An 18,552-nucleotide genomic window follows, 5' to 3' on the forward strand; every position below is an offset into this window, starting at 1 on the left:
GGCCGGACGAACTCCCACTCCGCATCGGACAGCTCATGACGACGAATCACCCCACCATGATCCACCAAGCAAGATCAATTGAAGACACGCCCTAGAGGTTGGGAAAGGGGGCCCGCGTTTTAGCAAGCCCCCTTTCTCTCCTCTTCCCTCTACTTCTCCGTCACGCCCGCCGAGTCGAACGTCGCCACCTCGTGCATCGCCCTCGCCGTGCTCTGGACCAGTGGGAGGGCCAGGAGGGCGCCGGTGCCCTCGCCGAGCCTCAGGTCCAGGTCTACCAGCGGGCGTAGGCCCAGTTTGTTGAGGGCTGCCACGTGGCCGGGTTCGGCGCTGCGGTGGCCGGCGATGCAGGCGGCGAGGACTTCGGGGGCGATGGCGCGGGCTACCAGGGCTGCCGCGCCGGCGCTGACGCCGTCGAGGATGACCGGGGTGCGGAGGGAGGCGCCGCCGAGGAGGAGGCCGACCATGGCCGCGTGTTCGAAGCCGCCGAGGGCCGCGAGGACGCCGATGGGGTCGGCGGGGTCGGGCTGGTGGAGGTCCAGGGCGCGGCGGACGACCTCGGTCTTGCGGGCCAGCGTCTCGTCGTTGATGCCGGTGCCCCGGCCGGTGACCTCGGCGGGGTCGGCGCCGGTGAACGCGGAGATCAGGGCGGCGGACGCCGTGGTGTTGGCGATGCCCATCTCGCCCGTCAGGAGCGCCTTGTTGCCGGCCGCGACCAGGTCGCGGGCCGTCTCGATGCCGACCTCGATGGCCTGCTTGGCCTCCTCGCGGGTCATCGCGGGGCCGGTCGTCATGTCGGACGTGCCCGCGCGGACCTTGCGGGGCAGCAGGCCCGGGGTGGCGGGGAGGTCCGTCGCGACGCCGACGTCGATGACGCAGACCTCGGCGCCCACCTGGTTCGCGAACGCGTTGCAGACCGCGCCGCCGCCGAGGAAGTTGGCGACCATCTGGGCGGTCACCTCCTGGGGCCAGGGGGTGACGCCCTGCGCGTGGACGCCGTGGTCGCCCGCGAAGATCGCGACCGCCGCGGGCTCCGGGATGGGCGGCGGGCACTGCCGGGACAGGCCGGAGAGCTGGGCGGAGATGATCTCCAGCATGCCGAGTGCGCCCGCCGGCTTCGTCATCCGCTTCTGCCGCTCCCACGCCTCGCCGAGCGCCTTCGCGTCCAGCGGGCGGATACCGGCGACGGTCTCGGAGAGGAGGTCGTGCGGGTCCTCGCCGGGGAGGGCCCGGCGGCCGTACGTCTCCTCGTGGACGACCCACGACAGGGGGCGGCGCTTGGCCCAGCCCGCCTGGAGGAGCTCCGGCTCGGGCGGGAACTCGTCGACGTAGCCGACGCAGAGGTAGGCGACGACCTCCAGGTGCTCGGGCAGGCCGAGGGCGCGGACCATCTCGCGCTCGTCGAAGAAGCTGACCCAGCCGACGCCGAGGCCCTCCGCGCGGGCCGCGAGCCACAGGTTCTCGACCGCGAGGGCGGAGGAGTACGGGGCCATCTGCGGCTGGGTGTGCCGGCCGAGGGTGTGCCGGCCGCCGCGCGTGGGGTCGGCGGTGACGACGATGTTCACCGGGGTTTCGAGGATGGCCTCGATCTTCAGTTCCTTGAACTGCTTGGCGCGGCCCTTCGGGAGGGACTGCGCGTACGCGTCGCGCTGGCGCGTCGCCAGGTCGTGCATCGTCTGGCGGGTCTCCTGCGACCTGATGACGACGAAGTCCCACGGCTGCGAGTGGCCCACCGACGGGGCGGTGTGCGCGGCCTCCAGGACCCTCAGCAGGACCTCGTGCGGGATGGGGTCGGGGCGGAAGCCGTTGCGGATGTCCCGGCGTTCGCGCATGACCTTGAGCACGGCCTCGCGTTCGGCGTCGTCGTAGCCGGGGGCCGCCGGGCCCGCGTACTCCTCCGTCGTCGCCAGGTCCTCCGCGCTCTGTACGACGCCGTCCTGGTCGTCGCCCTCCCGCTGTGCCGGGAGGGTCACCGGCGGGGTCGGGGCGAGGTGGGCGGGCGTCGGCACGTGTCCCTCGACCGCCACGAACTCGCCCACGGTGGGGGGCTGTTCGGGGGTGGGGTGGGGGTCGGGGGCCTGGGCGTCTGCGGGCACGTGCGCGGCTTCTCGGGTCGGGGGTGTGTGGGGTTCCTCGGCGGTGGGGGGGACGTCGGGGAGGGGGGTGGGGACAACCGTTTCCGCAGGGGAGGGGGTGGGGTCGTCCATCAGGTGGGGGGATACGACGGTGGCTTCGGCAAGCTGCGCCTTGGGGGCCGGCTCGGTGTGGGCCGGGGTTTCGGGCTGGGCCGGGGGCTCGGTCTTCACCGCGGCGCGGGCGCGGGCTCGCCTGCCGGTGGGGCGGGCCTGGGGCTGTTCGGGGGTGGGCTCGGCCGGGGAGGCGGACTGGGCTTCGGGGGTGGTGGCCGTCGGCTGCGCCTCGGGCTGGGCCGGAGCGGTGGGGTGAGGGGCGGGGTGTTCGGGGGTGGGTGCCTCGGCTTCCGGGGTGGTGGCCTCGGCGGAGGTATCGGGGTCGAGCGGGGGCTCGGGCTGTTCGGGGGCTGCCGGTGCCTCGGCGTGGGGCGGCGTGGCCGCCTCGGGCTGGGCTGCGGCGGGGATCTCCGGTTCGGCCGGTGCCGTGGGCTGCTCAAGGGGGGTGGCCTCGGGCTCCGCGAGGGGGGAGGTCTGGGCCAGGGGTGCGGGGTCGCCGGGCTGGGTTTCGGGCTGTCCGTCGGTGGAAGCCTCGGGCTGGACCGGTGTAGCGGACTGCGCCTCCGGCTGCTCGTGGACGGGAGTGTTCGGCTGCACCGGTACGCCAGGCTGCGGCTCGGGCTGACCGGCGGAGGGGGCCTGGGACTCCCCCGGTGCCTCGGGCTGAACCGGCACTTCGGAGTGTCCCGGTGCTTCGGGGTGTCCTGCGACGGGGACCTCGGGCTCGCCCGGCTCCTCTGAGGCGACCGGGACTTCGGGTTGGCCAGCGGCGGAGACCTCGGCCTGGCCCAACTCTCCGTGCTGGACGGGCGCTTCGGGCTCGCCCGGCATCCCCGGTTGCACCGCCTCGGGTGCGGGGACCTCGGCCTGACCCAACTCCACCGACTGGACCGGCGCTTCGGACTGCTCGGCAGCCAAGGCTTCCGTCCCGACCGGCGTCTCCGGCTGCACCACCTCCGGCGCGGGGGCCTCGGCCTGGCTCAACTCGCCCGGCTGAACCGGCACTTCGGACTGCCCGGCCGCCAGAACCTCGGTCTCCCCCGGCACGCCGGGCTGCGTCGCCTCAGGCGCGGGGACCTCGGCCTGACCCAACTCGCCAGGCTGAACCGGCACTTCAGACTGCCCGGCCGCCAGAACCTCGGCCTCCCCCGGCACGCCGGGCTGCGCCGCCTCGGACGCGGGGACCTCGGCCTGACCCAACTCCTCAGACTGCACCGGAACTTCGGACTGCCCTGCGGCCAAGACCTCCGCCTCGCCCGACACCTCCGACTGCCCGGCCGTGGAGACTTCACCCTCAGCCGACACCTCGGTCTGCGCCGCCACCTGCTCGTGCGCGGGAGCCTCGCCCTGGACCGGGACTCCGGCCTCGGCACCCAGCGGGGTCGGATCGGCGGTCGCGTCCTGCGTCGTGGGCTCGGCGTCCGCCGGAGCGGCGGGCTGGGCACCGACAGGCTCGGGCTGAGCCGGGGCCTCGGGGTGAGCCGGAGCCTCTGCGTGAGCCGGGACGTCAGGCTGGACCGGAGCTTCGGCATGAGCGGGGACCTCAGGCTGGGCCAGAGCCTCGGCGTGAGCCGGTACCTCGGGCTGGGCCGGGTGCTCAGGCTGAGCCGGAACCTCGACCTGCCTCACCAAGCCCTCTGCCACGACACCCTCGGCCAGTACGACACCTTCGGCCGGAGCAGCACTCCCGGCCGGAGCCACACTGTCGACCAGAGCCGCGCCCTCAGCCGGAACCGCGCTCTCGACCGGAGCCGCACCTTCAACCGCAGCCGCACCCTCGCCCGAAGCCGCATCCCCGACCGGGGCAACACCCTCAGCCGCAGCCACACCCTCGACCAGCGCCGCATCCCCAGCCGGAACCGCACCCCCGACCAAAACCGCACCCTCAGCTGCAGCCGCACCTTCGACCAGAGCAGCACCCCCAACCGGAGCCTCGCCCTCGGCCAAAGCCGCACCTTCGGTCAAAACCGCACCCTCGGCCTGAGCAACCCCCTCAGCCAGAACGGCACCCTCAGCCAACACCGCACCCGCGACCTGCCCCGCTCCCCCACCCTCGGCAACCACCTGCACCTCAGGCTCGACAACTGCCTGGGCCGAAGCCTCCAGCGGCGCCTCCGGCTGGGCAGCCGGCTCCGAAGTCGTCGTCTCGGACACCACCTGCGCAGGAGCAACGAGTTGAGGGCCCGCCCCCCACGGGCTCGCCCCCTGAGGGGCTGCCTCCTGCAAGGGCTGCGCGTCGAAGTACTCGGGTCCCGTCGGCGCGGGGCCCGCCTGGCGGAGCGGCGCGTCCGCCGGGCCGCGGTCCGCGAGGGAGCGGACGGGGCTGGCGGAGGCGTCGGGGATGGGCGGGCCGAGGTGCAGCGGCCGGCGGGGGGTGATCGGCGGGATGGGGGTGGTCGGAGCGGTCCTGCGGGGACGGCTCATCGCGGGCCGGCGTACGGCACCGAGATCGACGGAACCGGTGTCCCGCCCCCCGGTCTCGTGCGGTCCGGGCTCATGCGGACCGGACTGCTGCCCACCGCCCGCTTCGACACCGGTCGCTCCAGCACTGATCGCACCAGCACTGATCGCTTCAGCACCGGCCGCTTCGACATGGGCAGCCTCAACACCGCCCGCTCCAGCACCGGCCGCTCCGACATGAGCCGCCTCAACACCGCCCACCCCAGCACCAACCGCCTCCGCGTCGGCCGTTTCAACACCGGTCGCCCCAACACCAACCCCTACGACACCGCCCGCCTCGACAGAGACCGGCACGGCAGGGATCTGCTCAGCGGGGACCGACTGCGCAAGGGCCGGTTCCACAAGAACCGGCTCCGTGAAGACCGGTGCCGCGAACGCCTGTTCCGTACCGCCCGGCACTCCGTGCACCTGCTCGCCGGTGCCCTCGGCCCCCGCCCCCTGAACACCGTACGCGGCGTCTTCGGGAACGCCTGCCCCGGTCAACCCCTGTGTACCCACGGCCGATCCCCCCACTGCCTGAACACCCGTTCCTCGTGCGTCTGTCTGTGTGTCCTGGGCGTAGGGCCAGTTTTCAGGAACCCCCGCGTCCTGAACCCCGGGGTAGCCAGCGTGGACGGTCTCGACCACCGGTTCCGGTGCGGGCGGGGCGATCTCGTTGCCCCAGGCGCTCTGGGCGCCGGGCAGGAGGAGGAGGTCTTCGTCCTCGGCGGGGGTCTCGGAGAGGTAGGCGTACGCGGCGGGTGTGGGAACGCCCGGCTGCTCCACCGTGCCTGCGTTCTCCGGCAGCCCCTCGCCCGGGATCTGGCCGGTGTCGGTCATGCGTACCCCTCGCCCATCGGTTAGTGCTCCTACGACCTGCTCACCGGAGCGGCGCACCGACCGCCCGCAGTGAAGAACGAGCCTCCGCGCCCAGCGGCACGAACGACCCGCCCGAAAAAGCGACAAAGCCATTCAGTGGCATTGTCCCGGTCATGGTCGCGCCGCGACAGGTTGCCCCGCGGCGCTCCGCTGTGGACTGCGCCACGTTGCGCGGCCCTCCGGTTCGTGTCGTACCGCACGTGTCCAAAGCGGACGCGCTTTTCCGGACATTGGCTGATGAACTGCCGGGGCCCGGAAAGCGGTACGACGATCGGCCAGCCTACCGCGCGCAGTACGACAACAGGATCACAGCCCGCGATCCGGAAGCACCCCGCTGAGCAGGAAGACCACGCTGCGGCGGCGCTCCGTCCAGGCGCGGGTGTCGAGTTGGACGGACTGGAGGAGGGCGCATTCGACGTGGTAGCCGTGCTCGGTGAGGTCGCGGCCGACGCGTTCGGCGGCGTCTCGGGTGAGGGCGTGGGTGACGATGCGTTCGGGCCGGCGGTCGGCGACGGCGGTGACGACGGCGGGGCCGCCCCCGCCGACGCGGACGACGTCGGGTTCGGGGAGGTTCTCCAGGACGTGAGGGGCGGTGCCGCGGACGATCTGGAGCTGGACGCGGAGGTTACGGGCCGTCGCGTCGGTGCGGGCGCAGGCGTCGATGTCCTGGTCGACGGCGAGGACGGCCGCTCCGGTGCGGGCGGCCTCCGTCGCGAAGGCGCCGGTGCCGCAGCCGATGTCCCAGACGAGATCGCCCGTACGCGGTCCCAGGCGGGCGAGTTGGGCCGTCCGCAGGAGCTGGGACTCGCCCTCGCCCCGGCCGTCCGCGTGGGCGTGGCCGCGCGGACCGGTGGCCGGGTCGCGGCCCGCGATCCACTCGCCCTGCCCGCCCGCGGTGACGGGTCCGCCGATGACGATGACGACGTTGGGGTCGCGCCAGCTGCGGTCGGCGGCCTTGTCGGACGACAGGACGCTCACGCGCTCGCGCTCGGTGCCCAGTTCCTCGCAGACGACGAACGTGCGGTGCACGCCCTCCAGGAGCAGGCCGAGTTCGGCGGGTCCGGCGCCCGGTGAGGTGAGGACGGCGACCTTGGTGTGGGCGCGGCAGACGTTCACCGCGCGGCGCAGGGTGCGGCGGTGGGCGACGACGACCTGGGCGTCGTCCCACGGCATGCCCGCGCGGGCGAAGGCGGCGGCGACCGAGGAGACCCCGGGGACGACCTCGACCTCCAGGCCGAACTCGGGTGCGCGCAGGGTCCGTACGACGCCGAAGAAGCCGGGGTCGCCGTCGGCGAGGACGACGGCGGTGCCGCGGTGGTGGCCGGCGATGCGGCGGGCGGCGAGGGCGACGCTGCCGAGGCGGATGCGTTCCGCGCCGGGCGGGATCTCGGGGAGCGCGAGGTGGTGGGCAGCGCCGGCGACGAGGGTGGCGCCCGCGAGGGCGGAGCGGGCCGCGGCGTTCAGGGGCGAGCCGTCCCAGCCGATCACCGTGACGCGGTCGGCCATCTTCGTCAGTCTCCCGGGTGTTCACGCAGGCAGCGGGTCCCGTGAGGGTACCTGGTCATGCCGTGCGGGGTGCTCCGCGGGATCAGTTCCAGTCGGCGTACGAGGTGTAGCCGCCGCTCTCCGCGAGGGAGTCGCCCGCGCCGTCGAGGTCCTCGGGGAGGAGGCTCCAGACGATGTGGTCGGTGCGGGCCTCGGTCCAGGTGCCGTCCTCGGCGCGGACTCTGACTATCGAGGCGTTCCGCAGGACGCCCTCGCTGATGCAGCCGATCTTCTGGGTCACCTGCTGGGCGGCCGTGTTGTCGGCCGCCGTGCGGAGTTCGATGCGTTGCATGCCCTGGGCGGTGAAGAGCCATTGGGCGGCGGCGAGGGCGGCTTCGGAGGCGTAGCCCTCGCCTCGGGCCCAGGGGGCGGTGATGTAGGACATCTCGGTGGAGCGGACGTGCCAGTCGGTTCCGGTCAGCCGGAGCACGCCCACCAGGCGTTGGGTGAGGAATTCCGTGATCGCCAGGTCGAGGCCGTGCCCTGCGGCGCGTTTCGCGGGGGCGCCCTCCGTGATCCAGTGGAGGGCGTCGGCCTCGGTGAAGGGGTGGGGGACGGACGTCCAGGCGGTGACTTGTTCGTCGCCTGCCATCGCGGTCAGCGCCGGGACGTCGTCCTCGTCGAGGGGGCGCAGCACCAACCGCTCCGTGTTGATGGAGATGGTGGGGAAGGTGCTCGTCATTGCGCCGCTCCGTAACCTTCGTCGAGAGCCTTGTGGGCCCTCTGCTGAACTGCCCAGCATGCAGTATGCGGGCCGGGCGGCACACCACCGGGTCAGCCGGTGGTCACCGGCAGGACCGAGCCCTGGTACTTGTCCTTGAGGAACGTGTGCACCTCGGGTGAGGTGAGGAGTTCGGCGAGCTTGCGTACGCGTGCGTCGTTCTCGTTGCCGCGTTTGACGGCGAGGAGGTTGGCGTACGGGTTGTCCTTCGCCGACTCCAGGTGGATCGCGTCCTTGGCGGGGCTGAGGCCCGCGTCCTGGGCGTAGTTGTTGTTGATGACGGCGATGGTCACGTCGTCGAGGGAGCGGGGCAGTTGGGCGGGTTCCAGTTCCTTGATGACGAGCTTCTTCGGGTTGGCGGTGATGTCGGCCGGGGAGGCCGTCGCCCCCGCCCCCGCCTTGAGGGTGATCAGCCCTGCCGAGGCGAGGAGTTTGAGGGCGCGGCCCTCGTTGGTGGTCTCGTTGGGGACGGCGACGGTGGCTCCGTCGGCGAGCTTGGAGAGGTCCTTGATCTTCTTCGAGTAGACGCCCATGGGCGGCAGGTACGCCTTGACGACGGAGACCAGGTCGGTGCCCTTCGACTTGTTGAACTCGTCGAGGAACGGCTGGTTCTGGTAGAGGTTGGCGTCCAGCGAGCCTTCCTGGAGCGCGGTGTTCGGCAGGACGTAGTCCGTGAACTCCCGGATCTCCAGCTTGAGTCCGGCCTTGGCGGCGAGGTTGTCCTTGATGTAGGCGAGGACTTCCCCGGCGGGTACGGCGGTGGCGCCGACGACGAGCGTGCCGTCGTCCTTCTCGGCGCTGTCACCGCCGGAACCGCACGCCGTCAGCCCGAGGGCCAGTGCCGCCACCGTCACGACTGCCTTGCGCAGCATGTCTGTTCTCCCCCGGTCGGGCTGTGCGAAAGGTCAGAAGGACGGGATGACGGAACCCTTGTACTTGTCCTCGATGAACTTCTTGACCTCGGGCGAGGTGAGGAGCTTGGCGAGCTTCTCGACGCGCGGGTCCTTCTCGTTGCCCTCCTTCACCGCGAGGAAGTTGCCGTACGGGCTGTCCTTGGCGGACTCCAGGACGATCGCGTCGGTGGCGGGCTTGAGGTCGGCCGCGATGGCGTAGTTGCCGTTGATGACGGCGGCGTCGACGTCGTCCAGGGAGCGCGCGGTCTGGGCCGCCTCGACCTCCTTGAACTTGAGGTTCTTGGGGTTCTTGGTGATGTCCTGCGGGGTCGCCTCGCTGCCGGCGCCGTCCTTGAGGGTGATGAGCCCGTTGGCGGCGAGCAGCTTCAGGGCACGCGCCTCGTTGACCGCGTCGTTGGGGACGGCGATCGTCGCACCGCTCTTCAGCTCGTCGGCCTTCTTGACGTTCTTGGAGTAGAGGCCGAGCGGCTCCAGGTGGACCGTGACGACGGGCACGATGTGGGTGCCGCGCTTCTTGTTGAAGTCGTCGAGGTACGGCTGGTTCTGGAAGTAGTTGGCGCCGACGGAGCCGTCCTCGGTCGCGGTGTTCGGGACGATGTAGTCCTGGAACTCCTTGACCTCCAGGTCGAGTCCGGCCTTCTTCGCGAGGTTGTCCTTCACGAAGTCGAGGATCTCGGCGTGGGGAACGGGGCTCGCGGCGACGACGAGCGGGCCGCTGTAGTCCTTGGACGAGGAGGCGTTGTCCTTGTCGGAACCGCAGGCGCTGAGCGCGAAGGTGAGCGCTCCGGCGGCGAGGACGGCGGTGGTGATTTTGGCGGTGTTACGCACGAAAAGTGCCTTTCCTGAGGGTGTGACGACCCCGCGAAGGGTGGTGCGGGGAAAATTGGGGGGGTGCTCCAGGGCGTGTCAGGCGGCCTTGCCGACCGTCGCCGTCTCCTTCGTCTTGAGCAGTCGCAGCTTCGGCGCCGGGCCGGAGCGTCCGCCCCGGCGGTGCAGCGAGCGGGCCGCGTAGTCGCCGGCGAACTGGATGAGGGAGATGACGACCGCGAGGATGAGGACGGTGATCCACATCATCTCGGTCTCGAAGCGCTGGTAGCCGTAGCGGATGGCGATGTCGCCGAGCCCGCCCGCGCCGACCGTCCCGGCCATCGCCGAGTACCCGATGAGCGCGACGATCGTGGTCGTCGTGGAGGCGATCAGCGAGGGCAGCGACTCGGGGACGAGGACCTTACGGACGATCGTCCAGGTGTTGCCGCCCATCGACTGCACGGCCTCCACGAGCCCGCCGTCCACCTCGCGGACGGCCGTCTCGACGAGGCGGGCGAAGAACGGGATGGCGCCGATGGCCAGGGGCACGATCGCGGCCTCGCGGCCGATCGTCGTACCGGTGATGGTCCGGGTGAAGTTCATCAGCGCGACCATCAGGATGATGAACGGCATCGAGCGGGCGACGTTCACGATCTGGCCGATGACCTTGTTCGCGACGACGTTCTGGAGGAGGCCGCCCCGGTCGGTGAGGACGAGCAGGATGCCGAGCGGGAGGCCGCCGACGACGGCGATGGCGGTGGACCAGCCGACCATGTAGAGGGTGTCCCAACACGCCTGCGACAGCAGGGGCTGCATCTCGGACCAGGTCACTGGGCACCGTCCTTCACCAGTACGGGCTCGTCGCCCACCACGTCGATCTGGAGGCCCTGCTCGCGCAGGAACCCGATGGGCACCACGTTGTCCTCGTACCGGCCGGGCAGTTCGATGCGCATCCGGCCGACCTGGAGGCCGCCGACGGTGTCGATGGCGGCGCCGAGGATCGAGATGTCGATGTTGTAGGTCCGCGAGAGCTGCGAGATGACCGGCTGGGTGGCGGCCTCGCCCTGGAAGGTGACGTCGACGACGGTCCGGTCGTCGCCGGTCCGCTCGCCGCTCACCGGGAACAGTGCCGACGCCAGCTCCGAGCCCGGCGTCGCGAGGAGTTCGCTGACCGTGCCGGACTCGACGATCCGGCCGTTCTCCATGAGGGCGGCGGAGTCGCAGATCGACTTCACGACGTCCATCTCGTGCGTGATGAGCAGGACCGTCAGGCCGAGCTGGCGGTTCAGGTCGCGCAGGAGCTGGAGGATCGAGCGGGTCGTCTCCGGGTCGAGGGCGCTGGTCGCCTCGTCGGAGAGGAGGACCTTGGGGTCGCCGGCGAGGGCGCGGGCGATGCCGACGCGCTGCTTCTGGCCGCCGGAGAGCTGGGCGGGGTACGCCTTCGCCTTGTCGGCGAGGCCGACCAGGTCGAGGAGTTCGAGGGCCTTCGTGGCGCGCGCCCTGCCGTTCACACCGAGGATCTCCAGCGGGAGTTCCACGTTGTCCTGGACGGTCCGCGAGGAGAGCAGGTTGAAGTGCTGGAACACCATGCCGATCCGGCTGCGCGCCCGGCGCAGCTCCTTGCCGGCGCGGGGACCGCGGCCCGCCAGCGCGGTGAGGTCCTGCCCGGCCACGGTGACCGTCCCGGCGGTGGGGCGCTCCAGGAGGTTGACGCAGCGGATCAGCGAGGACTTTCCGGCGCCGGACTGGCCGATGACGCCGTACACCTCGCCCTCGCGGACGTGCAGATCGACGCCGTCGAGGGCGAGGACCTCGCGGCCTCGGGTGCGGTAGACCTTGGTCAGGCCCGATGTGGTGATCACTGGGGTTCCGTCACTGTCGAGTACGGGGCGTGGGTGTGCCCCGGTACGAGAGGGGGGCGGGCGCGCTCGGTCGCGTACGGCTGATTCCGTACGGGGGCGGGGCGCGGCGGCGCGGCTCGCTTCAGGGGCGCGAGCGCAGGGGGATGGTGCGGGGGCCCTCTAGAAGGCGCGCATTCGACACAGACAACGAGCACCGGGCGTCATGGTCGCCTCGGTCGCAAGGGTGCGGCTGCTCGTCGTGGTCATGCGATCAGTAAAGCAGACGTATGGTCCTGACAGGGAGTGCTCAGTCCGCATGCTGGACAGGCATGGACAGGCCGGCGCGGGGTGCATTTATGCCGGTTAACCTGGGGTTATGCCGGTTCTTGTGGTCGTACGGCGCTGCTCGCCGTCGTCAAGCTGTGGTCAACGCCACGACCCCGGCTCAGGGGGCTGATACCGGCGTAATAGGGTCGGCGCATGCTTGTTGCCCTGACCGTGGTGACGTCCGTCGCCGCGCTGCTGCTCGCCGCGTGGTGCGGTTGGGCGGCCTACCGTGACCAGCCGACCAAGGACTGGCACTTCATCGGGATGGCCGTGGTGACGGTGCTGGCCGTCGTCCAGCTCGTCGTCGGGATCGTGCAGCTCGCGCGGGGTGACAAGCCGGATCAGGGGACGACGATCTTCGTCGCCTATCTGCTGGGGGCCTTCGCCTGTGTGCCGGCCGCGGCGTTCATGTCGCTGGCCGAGCGGACGCGGTGGGGGTCGGTGACGGTCGCGGCGAGTGGCGTCGTGCTGGCGGTGCTGGAGGTGCGGCTCTATGACATCTGGGGAGGCTGAGGTGGGCGCGGACGCGGGGCGCCGGCTCATCGGCGGGCCGGGGATGCTGCTCGTCTGGTTCTACGGGGTGATGGTCGTCGGGGCCGTGTCGCGGTCCGTCTACCAGATCGCCACGGAGTTCGACCGGGCGCCGCTCGCGTACTCGCTGTCCGCGGTCGCCGGGGTCGTGTACGGGTTCATCACGTACTCGCTCGTCCGGGGCGGGGAGGCGGCGCGCAAGGCGGCGCAGGTGTGCTGCGCCGCCGAACTTGCGGGCGTGTTGATCGTGGGGACGTGGACGCTTCTGGATCAGGCCGCGTTCCCGGATTCGACCGTGTGGTCGGACTACGGGATGGGGTACGTGTTCATCCCGGTCCTGCTTCCGCTGTCCGCGCTGTACTGGTTGCGGAAAGCGCCTGCCCAGAAGGGTGTCTGAGGTTCGATCGCGACCTCTGCGCCGTCGTGGCTGGTCGCGCAGTTCCCCGCGCCCCTGAACAAAAACGGCTACGCCGTTTTGGCGTATTCCCCTGCCGGTTTCTCCAGCACGATCATCGGTACGCCGTCCGTGCCCTCCGACGTGCCTACCGTCTCGTAGCCCACCTTCCTGTACAGCCTCAGGTTGCCCTCGCTGCGGTGGCCCGTGTGGAGGCGGAAGCGTTTGGCTCCGCGTTCCTCCGCCAACGCCGCCTCGGCCGCTCGCAGGAGCCTCGCGCCGATGCCGTGGCCCTGGAGGCGGGGGTGGACGCAGAGTTTGCCGATGGAGGCGGCGCCGTCGTCCGTGATGTGGCCGCGGACGGAGCCGACCACCTCTTCGCCGAGGCGGGCGACGAAGACGCAGTCGGTGGTCAGCTCCTCGCGGACGGAGTCCAGCGACTGGACGAGCGGGTCGATCCGGTAGTTGCCGTACAGGGCGGCCTCACTCTGGAAACACAGGTACTGAAGCCTGAAGATCTGCTCGGCATCCTGCTCGGTGGCACCCGAGATGGTCACGCTCATGCCCATGTGCGCACGCCTCCCGCTCATCTGATCGTCGGTAGTTCTCCACTCCTATCCCCGCGCTCGCCGGGCCGCAACCTCCCGGACACTCAGTGGTCCTGTGACATACCCAACGTCAGCAGGTTTCAGGTCAGGCGTTGCGGAAATCCGCACGCGCGAGCAGGCCGGTGTCCGGGTTGTCGGTGAAGACCCCGTCGATCCCGGTGGCGAAGTACGTACGGAACGCCCCGAACGGGTCCCCGTAGCCGTCCGCGTCCGTGCCCTTGCGGTACTCGGCCGGCAGGAAGGGGTTCTCGTTGCGCATCGTGTAGGGGTGCAGGATCAGGCCGGCCTTGTGCGCGTCGCGCACCAGCGTCGTCGGCTTCGTCAGCCTGCCGTCCGCGTCCCTCGGGATGATCAGGTTGAGGGTCGGGCCGATGCCCTGCGCGTACCCGGCGATCTCCTTGAGGCCCTTCGGGGTGATCAGGTCGTCGACCGTGCGCGGGTCGCCGGACTCGACGAAGTCGTAGGGGCGGGTGCCGGCCGCGTCGAGGAGGACGACGAGGGGGTTGCCGACGAGCTTGTTCAGCCGCTGGATGCTGGTCGGCTCGAAGGACTGGAGGATGACGGGCGAGTCCGCCTTGTCCTTGCCGTACTTGCGCAGCAGCTTGGCCACCCGCTCCTCAAGGCCGAGGCCCTGCTTGCGGAAGTAGGTGGGGTGCTTGGTCTCGGGGTAGATCCACACCTGCTTGCCACGCCTGCGGGTCTGCTCGTCCTGCCACTTGAGGACCTCCTCGAAGGTGGGGATCTCCCAGCGGCCGTCGTACAGCGTGTTGTGCGGGCGGTTGGCCGGAATGCGCTCGATCGCGCGCAGCCGCTTCAGCTCCGCGAGCGTGAAGTCCTCCGTGAACCAGCCGGTGACGGAGACGCCGTCCAGGACCTTCGTGCGCTTGCGGTCCTTGAACTCGGCGTGCGAGGCGACGTCCGTCGTGCCGCCGATCTCCGGTTCGTGCCGGCAGACGATGTGCCCGTCCTTGGTGGGGACCAGGTCGCCCGCCTCGATGATGTCCGCGCCCATGTCGAGGGCGAGTTGGTAGGAGCCGAAGGTGTGCTCCGGGCGGTAGCCGCTGGCACCCCGGTGGCCGATGATCGTCGGGACGGGCAGGCTCTTCAGACCGCCGCCGTGCCCCTGCGTACGGCTCGCCGCGCTCGCCGTACCCGGGATGCCTACGACCGTCCCGGTCGCGCCCAGTACCGCCGCGCCCAGCAGTGCGCGCCGTGCGGTGCCCCGCGTGCCCTCGTCCTGCGTCGCCATGGACTCTCCCCATTCGTCGTCGGCTCGTGCGTGCGCGCTGATCGTAGGGGCGTGAACATGGCTACCGGGAGAACACGAACGGGTTTCGCGGCCGTCTCGCAGGTAAACCCGTGTCAACAGTACGTAAGACCTCGGTGCCCGATGTGCGTCACCCGGGTAGCCGAGAGTAACGTGCCTACCTGCACGGACTTATACACAATCCCTTGACATCGGAGGGCCCGTTGTCCCGCTTCGCACTCCTCAAGACAGTCCTCGGACCGGTCATGCGGCTGTGGTTCCGGCCGCAGGTGGAGGGGATCGAGAACATTCCGGGGGACGGGCCTGTCATCCTCGCGGGCAACCATCTCACGTTCATCGACTCGATGATCCTGCCGCTGGTGTGCGACCGGCAGGTGTTCTTCATCGGGAAGGACGAGTACGTCACGGGGACGTCGCTCAAGGGGCGGCTCATGGCGTGGTTCTTCACGGGGGTCGGGATGATCCCCGTCGACCGGGACGGGGGGCGTGGGGGTGTCGCCGCGCTGATGACCGGACGCCGGGTCCTTGAAGAGGGCAAGGTGTTCGGGATCTACCCCGAGGGGACGCGGTCGCCCGACGGCCGTCTGTACCGGGGGCGGACCGGGATCGCGCGGCTGACGCTGATGACCGGGGCGCCGGTGGTGCCGTTCGCGATGATCGGGACGGACAAGTTGCAGCCGGGGGGTGCGGGGGTTCCTCGGCCGGGGAAGGTGACCGTGCGGTTCGGGGAGGCGATGGAGTTCTCCCGGTACGACGGGATGGGGCGGGACCGGTATGTGCTGCGGGCGGTGACGGATTCGGTGATGGCTGAGGTCATGCGGTTGTCGGGGCAGGAGTATGTGGATATGTACGCGACCAAGGCGAAGGCAGCCTGATCGCCGTAGGGGTTCTGCTGTGGGGCGGGGAACTGGTGCGTCGTGGTTGATCGCGCAGTTCCCCGAGCCCCTTTAGGCCAACTTGCGTCCCCGGAGCAAGAACCATGCCGCCACTGACGCTGCCAGCAGCACCGCCGCGCCCACCCCTGCCGCCAGCGACAAGCCGTCGATGAACGCTTCTCTCGCCGAGGTCAGCAGCGCCTCCGCCGTGTGTTCCGGGAGAGTTGCCGCTGATTCGACCGCGCCGCCCAGGGATTCGTGGGCCGCGGCCGGGGTGCCCGCCGGGGAGTCGAAGCCTCGGTAGACGCCCGTCACTATCGAGCCCAGGGCGGCGATACCGAGGGCGGCGCCCAGTTCGTACGCCGTTTCCGAGACCGCCGAGGCCGAACCTGCCTGTTCCTTCGGGACGGAGGACAGGATGACGTCGGCTGTCACGGTGAAGGAGAAGCCCGCGCCGAGGCCGACGACCAGGAGGGACGCGCCTAGGAGGGGGTAGCCCGTCGACGTGTGGAGTTGGGTGAGGGCGGCCAGGGCTATGCCGATCGCGGCGAGGCCGCCGGAGACGACGACGCGTACCGAGTAGCGGCGGGCCGCGCGGCCGGCGAGGAGACCTGCTGCCACCGCGCCGATCGCCGCCGGGAGTTCGGCGAGGCCCGCTTCCAACGGGCGGCGTCCCTGGACGAGTTGGAGGTACTGGGAGAGGAAGAAGACCAGGCCGGAGAGGCCGAGGATGGTCAGGAGGTCGGCCAGGACCGCGCCGCTGAAACCCCGGTTGCGGAACAGGTGCATGTCCAGCAGGGGGACGGGCAGCGCGAGTTGGCGGCGTACGAAGCCGTAGAGCGCGACGGCGCCGAGGACGCCGACCGTCAGGGCGAGCGGCGTGACGCCGTGGGACGCGGCCTCCTTCACGCCGTACACGACCGCGATCATGCCGACGAGGGAGAGCAGGACGCTCGGGAGGTCCCAGGGGCCGGGGTTCGGGTTGCGGGACTCCGGGAGGAGCTTCGCGCCGATCACGACGAGGGCCGCCATCACCGGGAGGTTGATGAGGAAGACCGAGCCCCACCAGAAGTGTTCGAGCAGGAAGCCGCCGACGATCGGGCCGATCGCCGTACCGGCGGAGGCCGTCGCCCCCCAGATGCCGACCGCGAGGCTGCGCTCACGGGGGTCGGGGAAGAGGTTGCGGATCAGCGCGAGGGTCGCCGGCATGAGGGTCGCGCCGGCCACGCCGAGGAGCGCGCGGGCCGCGATCATCAACTCCGGTGTCGTGGCATAGGCGTTGAGGACCGATATCAGGCCGAACGCCGACGCGCCGACGAGCAGGATGCGCTTGCGGCCGATCCGGTCGCCGAGGCTGCCCATCGAGACGAGGAGGCCGGCGATGACGAACGAGTAGACGTCGCCGATCCACAGCAGCTGCGTGCCGGACGGCTTGAGATCCTCGCTGATGTACGGGGTCGCGAGGCCGAGGACGGTGGCGTCCACGGCCACCAGCAGCACGGCGAGCACGAGGACGGAGAGCGCGAGCCAGCGGCCCGGACGCTTCACCACCTCGGTCGTACCCGTCGTCTGCACGGTGCTGGTCATGATTCCTCTCTCCTTAGCGCACCGCCGAGCAACAGCTCGACGGTCATGTGGTGGAAGTCCTTGGGGGCGCCCTTTCCGCACTGGACGAGCCAGGCGGCGGACGCGAGCAGGCCGTAGAGGGCCTCGGTGAGCCAGACCGGGGTCAGATCGATCCTGAACTCGCCGGCCAGCTGGCCGCGTCTGAAGAGCGCCGCGAGCCGTTCGTCGAGCCGCGCCCAGCCCTCGTTGAGGCCCTCGCCCTCGAAGAGCTGGTTCTCCGTGTAGAGGAAGGCGATCAGCGCGGCGGCGGGTTCGAGTTCGCGGACCAGGCGGCGGACGGCGTCCTGTGCCGTCCCCTCGTCGAGCCGGGCCGCGTCGAGCGCGGTCTCGCACTCCGCGATGCCGTGCGCCTCCAGGGCGCGGATCAGGGCGTCCCGGCCCGCGAAGTGGCGGTGCAGGGTCGCGCGGCTGATGCCCGCCGCTTTCGCCACCTCGTCCATCGTGGCGGTGGCTTTGCGGGTCAGCAGGGCTGCGGCGGTGCGCAGCACGTGGTCACGGTCGACGGCCATGAGACGACCATAGCCCATGTGAGACATCTTTGTCTCATCGAGGGCATGGCCGTCTCAGAACTCCCTGTTCGGAGAGGGTGTGGTGGCTAGTGCCAGGGGAGGGAGGCGCGGGTCGTCCAGTAGGCGGCCGGGGGCTCCGCGAGCGTGGACAGGGCGGCCTTCTGGGTGTCGTCCAGGGTGATCGTCTCGGCCTTCAGGTTGGCCGTGAGCTGGGCGGTCGTCGCGGCGCCGGAGAGGGCGAAGCCTGTCCAGGGCTGGGCCAGGACCCAGGCCAGGGCGATCGCGTCGGGGCCGACGCCGGTCTCCTCGGCGAGCTTCCTTACGGCTTCGGGGGCTGCCGCGCCCGCGAGGCGGCCGTTGGCCATGCCCTCCTTGACGATCACCGTGAGGCCGGCGGCGTGCGCCTCGGCGAGGGCCTGGGCCGCGGAGGTCTCCAGGGCGTTGTACGTCGACTGGACCGTGCTGAACAGGGGTTTCCCGTCGACCGTGATGTCCAGGGCCGCCCTGATCGTGTCCGCCTGGGCGGGGCCGCTGGTCGAGAAGCCGACGGGGGTGCCGGACTCCGCGAGCCTCGCGTGCAGGGCCTTGTCCGTCAGGGCCGGGCTGTCCGGGGTGACCGAGTGGATCTGGTACAGGTCCAGCCGCTCGCCGAGCAGGGCGTCCGTCTCGGCGCGCTGACGGTCGTACGTCGTGAGCGTGTGGTCCTTGACCTCGTGCTTCTCGGCGTCCGTCGTCCAGTCCGCCGTGTACGTGTAGCCCCATTTGCTGCCTACGGCCACGTCGTCGATCGCCGGGTTCTCTCGGAGCCAGTCCGCGAGGAACTCTTCCGACCTGCCGTACGAGCGGGCGGCGTCGAGGTAGCGGATGCCGGCGGTGTGGGCGGCGGTGAGGAGGTCGTGGCTGCGGGCTCGCAGGGCCTCGACACTCCGGTCCTCTCCCAGGTCGCGGTCCCGGCCGAGGTTGATATAACCGGGGCGGCCCACCGCGGCCAGGCCCAGGCCCAGGCGGGGGGTGGGAAGGGTGGTCAGACGCATGTGGGGGTCCTGTTCGCAGAGGCTCGCTTTACCCCGTCAACGTAACCCG

The 18,552-nt window shown here is 70.8% G+C and carries 16 protein-coding genes; 4 read left to right on the forward strand and 12 right to left on the reverse strand.

Annotated elements, in window-relative coordinates; translation table 11 throughout:
- Positions 1–149: 149 nt before the first annotated feature.
- Positions 150–4,610 carry a nicotinate-nucleotide--dimethylbenzimidazole phosphoribosyltransferase gene (gene cobT / locus ABZX85_RS22820; protein WP_355871473.1) on the reverse strand — a complete coding sequence of 1,487 codons (4,461 nt, stop codon included), beginning with the start codon at positions 4,608–4,610 and terminating at the stop codon, positions 150–152.
- 72 nt (positions 4,611–4,682) lie between these two features.
- Between cobT and ABZX85_RS22825 the strand changes: the two genes are divergently transcribed.
- A complete protein-coding gene (locus ABZX85_RS22825; RefSeq protein ID WP_355871476.1) occupies positions 4,683–5,489 on the forward strand; it encodes a hypothetical protein in 807 nt (268 codons plus the stop codon).
- A 321-nt stretch (positions 5,490–5,810) separates the two neighbouring features.
- Here ABZX85_RS22825 and cbiE read toward each other — a convergent pair whose 3' ends face one another.
- The 6 genes from cbiE to ABZX85_RS22855 form a co-directional block, all read right to left on the reverse strand.
- Complete coding sequence (gene cbiE, locus ABZX85_RS22830) at positions 5,811–7,010, reverse strand: precorrin-6y C5,15-methyltransferase (decarboxylating) subunit CbiE (protein WP_355871479.1); 1,200 nt, start codon at positions 7,008–7,010, stop codon at positions 5,811–5,813.
- Between the two features lie 82 nt (positions 7,011–7,092).
- Entirely contained in the window at positions 7,093–7,731 is a 639-nt protein-coding gene (locus ABZX85_RS22835) for a GNAT family N-acetyltransferase (RefSeq protein WP_355871482.1), read from the reverse strand.
- A gap of 92 nt (positions 7,732–7,823) precedes the next feature.
- Positions 7,824–8,639 (reverse strand): MetQ/NlpA family ABC transporter substrate-binding protein, encoded by an 816-nt coding sequence (locus tag ABZX85_RS22840; protein ID WP_355872308.1) that lies wholly within the window; start codon positions 8,637–8,639, stop codon positions 7,824–7,826.
- 36 nt (positions 8,640–8,675) lie between these two features.
- Complete coding sequence (locus ABZX85_RS22845; RefSeq protein ID WP_355871484.1) at positions 8,676–9,512, reverse strand: MetQ/NlpA family ABC transporter substrate-binding protein; 837 nt, start codon at positions 9,510–9,512, stop codon at positions 8,676–8,678.
- 78 nt (positions 9,513–9,590) lie between these two features.
- Entirely contained in the window at positions 9,591–10,322 is a 732-nt protein-coding gene (locus tag ABZX85_RS22850) for a methionine ABC transporter permease (RefSeq protein ID WP_355871487.1), read from the reverse strand.
- Positions 10,319–11,353, reverse strand: a complete 1,035-nt coding sequence (locus ABZX85_RS22855) for an ATP-binding cassette domain-containing protein (RefSeq protein WP_355871490.1) — start codon at positions 11,351–11,353, stop codon at positions 10,319–10,321. The genes ABZX85_RS22850 and ABZX85_RS22855 overlap by 4 nt, the downstream gene beginning before the upstream one ends.
- A gap of 459 nt (positions 11,354–11,812) precedes the next feature.
- Between ABZX85_RS22855 and ABZX85_RS22860 the strand changes: the two genes are divergently transcribed.
- Together ABZX85_RS22860 and ABZX85_RS22865 are read left to right on the forward strand one after the other, a co-directional pair.
- A complete protein-coding gene (locus ABZX85_RS22860) occupies positions 11,813–12,172 on the forward strand; it encodes a hypothetical protein (RefSeq protein WP_112472430.1) in 360 nt (119 codons plus the stop codon).
- Positions 12,153–12,587 (forward strand): hypothetical protein, encoded by a 435-nt coding sequence (locus ABZX85_RS22865; RefSeq protein WP_355871493.1) that lies wholly within the window; start codon positions 12,153–12,155, stop codon positions 12,585–12,587. The genes ABZX85_RS22860 and ABZX85_RS22865 overlap by 20 nt, the downstream gene beginning before the upstream one ends.
- Before the next feature lie 68 nt (positions 12,588–12,655).
- Here the strand turns inward: ABZX85_RS22865 and ABZX85_RS22870 are convergent, their stop codons facing one another.
- Together ABZX85_RS22870 and ABZX85_RS22875 are read right to left on the reverse strand one after the other, a co-directional pair.
- Positions 12,656–13,153 carry a GNAT family N-acetyltransferase gene (locus tag ABZX85_RS22870; RefSeq protein WP_355872311.1) on the reverse strand — a complete coding sequence of 166 codons (498 nt, stop codon included), beginning with the start codon at positions 13,151–13,153 and terminating at the stop codon, positions 12,656–12,658.
- A gap of 124 nt (positions 13,154–13,277) precedes the next feature.
- Positions 13,278–14,441 carry a glycerophosphodiester phosphodiesterase gene (locus ABZX85_RS22875; protein WP_355871496.1) on the reverse strand — a complete coding sequence of 388 codons (1,164 nt, stop codon included), beginning with the start codon at positions 14,439–14,441 and terminating at the stop codon, positions 13,278–13,280.
- Between the two features lie 221 nt (positions 14,442–14,662).
- Here ABZX85_RS22875 and ABZX85_RS22880 point away from each other — a divergent pair, with 221 nt between their 5' ends.
- Positions 14,663–15,334, forward strand: coding sequence for a lysophospholipid acyltransferase family protein (locus ABZX85_RS22880; RefSeq protein WP_355871499.1), 672 nt, complete (start codon positions 14,663–14,665; stop codon positions 15,332–15,334).
- A 72-nt stretch (positions 15,335–15,406) separates the two neighbouring features.
- On the opposite strand, the gene ABZX85_RS22885 is transcribed toward ABZX85_RS22880, so the two are convergent.
- The 3 genes from ABZX85_RS22885 to ABZX85_RS22895 all read right to left on the reverse strand — a co-directional run bounded on the left by ABZX85_RS22885 (position 15,407) and on the right by ABZX85_RS22895 (position 18,503).
- A complete protein-coding gene (locus tag ABZX85_RS22885; RefSeq protein WP_355871502.1) occupies positions 15,407–16,921 on the reverse strand; it encodes an MFS transporter in 1,515 nt (504 codons plus the stop codon).
- A complete protein-coding gene (locus ABZX85_RS22890; protein WP_355871505.1) occupies positions 16,918–17,469 on the reverse strand; it encodes a helix-turn-helix domain-containing protein in 552 nt (183 codons plus the stop codon). Before ABZX85_RS22890 ends, ABZX85_RS22885 begins: the two co-directional genes overlap by 4 nt.
- Before the next feature lie 86 nt (positions 17,470–17,555).
- Positions 17,556–18,503, reverse strand: a complete 948-nt coding sequence (locus ABZX85_RS22895; RefSeq protein WP_355871508.1) for an aldo/keto reductase — start codon at positions 18,501–18,503, stop codon at positions 17,556–17,558.
- Between the last annotated feature and the right edge of the window lie 49 nt (positions 18,504–18,552).

Source organism: Streptomyces sp. NPDC004539, from assembly GCF_040610055.1.
GTDB lineage: Bacteria > Actinomycetota > Actinomycetes > Streptomycetales > Streptomycetaceae > Streptomyces.

Coding starts and splice junctions, on each gene's coding strand:
- cbiE (WP_355871479.1), bottom strand. CDS start 7,010: ATGGCCGACCGCGTCACGGTGATCGGCTGGGACGGCTCGCCCCTGAAC.
- ABZX85_RS22875 (WP_355871496.1), bottom strand. CDS start 14,441: ATGGCGACGCAGGACGAGGGCACGCGGGGCACCGCACGGCGCGCACTG.
- ABZX85_RS22860 (WP_112472430.1), top strand. CDS start 11,813: ATGCTTGTTGCCCTGACCGTGGTGACGTCCGTCGCCGCGCTGCTGCTC.
- ABZX85_RS22825 (WP_355871476.1), top strand. CDS start 4,683: ATGCGGACCGGACTGCTGCCCACCGCCCGCTTCGACACCGGTCGCTCC.
- cobT (WP_355871473.1), bottom strand. CDS start 4,610: ATGAGCCGTCCCCGCAGGACCGCTCCGACCACCCCCATCCCGCCGATC.
- ABZX85_RS22870 (WP_355872311.1), bottom strand. CDS start 13,153: ATGGGCATGAGCGTGACCATCTCGGGTGCCACCGAGCAGGATGCCGAG.
- ABZX85_RS22895 (WP_355871508.1), bottom strand. CDS start 18,503: ATGCGTCTGACCACCCTTCCCACCCCCCGCCTGGGCCTGGGCCTGGCC.
- ABZX85_RS22865 (WP_355871493.1), top strand. CDS start 12,153: ATGACATCTGGGGAGGCTGAGGTGGGCGCGGACGCGGGGCGCCGGCTC.
- ABZX85_RS22835 (WP_355871482.1), bottom strand. CDS start 7,731: ATGACGAGCACCTTCCCCACCATCTCCATCAACACGGAGCGGTTGGTG.
- ABZX85_RS22885 (WP_355871502.1), bottom strand. CDS start 16,921: ATGACCAGCACCGTGCAGACGACGGGTACGACCGAGGTGGTGAAGCGT.
- ABZX85_RS22890 (WP_355871505.1), bottom strand. CDS start 17,469: ATGGCCGTCGACCGTGACCACGTGCTGCGCACCGCCGCAGCCCTGCTG.